This window comes from Atopobium deltae (assembly GCF_001552785.1).
In the GTDB taxonomy this organism is placed as follows: Bacteria; Actinomycetota; Coriobacteriia; order Coriobacteriales; family Atopobiaceae; genus Atopobium; species Atopobium deltae.
Map to the genome: position 1 here is coordinate 1 of NZ_KQ959494.1, position 2,014 is coordinate 2,014.

The 2,014-nt window shown below is 41.0% G+C and carries 3 protein-coding genes; all 3 read left to right on the forward strand.

From position 1 onward, the window contains the following. Window positions 1-48 precede the first annotated feature (48 nt). From HMPREF3192_RS03610 to HMPREF3192_RS03620, 3 genes are read left to right on the forward strand one after another with little or no spacing between them, the layout of a single operon-like run. On the forward strand, window positions 49-612 hold the full coding sequence (locus HMPREF3192_RS03610; RefSeq protein WP_066305447.1) for a DUF6291 domain-containing protein: 564 nt from the start codon (window positions 49-51) through the stop codon (window positions 610-612). Window position 613: 1 nt separating this feature from the next. Next, the gene (locus HMPREF3192_RS03615; protein WP_066305450.1) at window positions 614-1,312 is read left to right on the forward strand and encodes an ATP-binding protein; all 699 of its coding nucleotides are present in this window, start codon (window positions 614-616) and stop codon (window positions 1,310-1,312) included. A gap of 1 nt (window position 1,313) precedes the next feature. Next, complete coding sequence (locus HMPREF3192_RS03620) at window positions 1,314-1,994, forward strand: hypothetical protein (RefSeq protein ID WP_066305452.1); 681 nt, start codon at window positions 1,314-1,316, stop codon at window positions 1,992-1,994. The last annotated feature ends 20 nt before the right edge of the window (window positions 1,995-2,014 follow it).

Consider the following 2,014-nt stretch of genomic DNA (forward strand, 5'->3'; position numbering starts at 1 on the left):
TGGGAAGTAGAAAAATGAGTGTCGCACCAAACGAAAGGTGCAACACGAATGAAAACCAACCCCGTCACAACGTCATCTAGCTTTGTAAATGCTGTTAGTGAACTCAATGATGGTGATCAAAACGCCTTTTTGGCTGCCATAATGCAATATCAGCTTTTTGGAAATGTTGTGGAGTTAAACTATCACCTTAAAGCTCTCTTTGCAGCCTTCAAAACCCAAATTGATGAATATAACGAAAAACCTTCTCGTGGTCGCAAGTCTAAAAACCAAATTTGCGCAAACAACAGCGCAAATATTGAAAATAAGCCTTCTAAAAAATCATCTGTACATGAGAAAAGTGCAGATAAAAACGTAAAAACTCAAAATCAACCATCTTCTGATTCTTCCGAACTATCAAAAAAAGAGAACAACAACCCCGTTAAGCCAACCTTGGATGAGGTTAAAGCATTCATCGCTGAACAATCCCGTTCTATAAATCTTTCCGCTGAAGATTTTTATTCGTGGGCGAGCGCTCACGAGTGGAAACAGGGTGCTGTATCGTTCATCAAAACTTGGCGAGATGCCTATCTTCGCAAAAATGCTAAAACAACTTCTTCAAATGGGGTGATGTAAGATGCAAACCTTTGATGAAGAACTCGACCAGATCCGCCAAAACCTTGCGACAGCATCTCTTGAAAAAGCAGGTCTTCATGGAGTGTATCAACAAGCTACATGCCAACTTGCAGACCAGCTTTATGAGTCCGTAAAGAACGGGCGTGGAGTGTGGCTGTGGGGGCTTCCTGGTCGAGGAAAGACGTACACCGCAGCAGCAATAGTGAAGCGATATGTTGATAAAGCCCAAAATGCAAAGCTTGTCTCGGTAATTGATTTACTCAATAACCTTAAAGAAGGCTTTAATAAAACCAACTACTTTGATCTCGCTGGTCTTTACAAATTAGACTTGCTTGTTCTTGATGATGTTGGCTGCGAAAAATCAACATCCTGGTCGCAAGAAGTGCTTACTGGACTTGTTGATAAACGAATTAACTTGCAAAAGCCAACCATTTACACATCTAACTATCGCTTAAAAGATGCTCTGCGTGTATGGCAGCCTATGAGTGCTAAGCGTTTTGCATCGCGTGTAGCAGGAAGTTGTGATTTTATCGAAATCACAGCAGATCACGACCTACGTATTAAACATGGAAACCCTCGTGCGTTTTTTATCTGTTGCACGCTTTCATCTGGGCACGAGGGTTTCCGCCAGCAAAGTATAGAGGAAAAACCTCTTAACAATACACAAAACCAATCTGTTTATCAGGAAGAAGGTAACTAAAATGACTGAACACATTGATTATTTTGACATCCAAAGCTTCACAGAGTTTGTCAACGATTATGTGGCTGAGCTTCAGGATTATGAGCTTATGGCGGTCTGGAATGATACTTATCGCAGAGCTAATTACCTCGATGACCTCGTTTATGATAACGATGCAGCTTTTTTAGATTCTTTGTCAAAAGAAAGTCTCATTGAGCAACTTTCTCGTAAAGATTATTCACCTCACCATGCTTTTGTTAGAGCTGATACGTATCATGGTGGGTTTTTTTCTTCAGATGACATATACCGCCTTATTGACAAAGATGAGCTTGCAGAACGCCTACATCGCGATTCTGATGAGGTTGCAGATGATTACAACGAAGAGATAGTTGACTTACTTACACTCCACAATATCGAAACTGTAGCTGCAAGCATTGACAGGTGGCTTTGGCTTGAAAAACCATCTGAGTGGGATGCCCAAACGGTATTTGATGTTGCTAATAAATGGCTGGATGTGATTCTCGAAAACTCAACAGTAGATCAAATTAAAGCTGCCATTGAGATTAATAACCGAGGTCATCTCCCATTTTTAGATGAAGGGATTTTAGAAGAGCGTCTACAAGCATCCCTTGATGATAACGAAGATGTTTTATCACCTACTCCCGATGTTCCCGCCACCAAAACAGAAGATCTGAGTCTGTAAGGAGCGAACATGTTGAATCT

What these genes read in the sequence shown, in the direction of transcription:
- HMPREF3192_RS03610 (WP_066305447.1), top strand. Translation starts at nt 49, where the DNA reads ATGAAAACCAACCCCGTCACAACGTCATCTAGCTTTGTAAATGCTGTT.
- HMPREF3192_RS03615 (WP_066305450.1), top strand. Translation starts at nt 614, where the DNA reads ATGCAAACCTTTGATGAAGAACTCGACCAGATCCGCCAAAACCTTGCG.
- HMPREF3192_RS03620 (WP_066305452.1), top strand. Translation starts at nt 1,314, where the DNA reads ATGACTGAACACATTGATTATTTTGACATCCAAAGCTTCACAGAGTTT.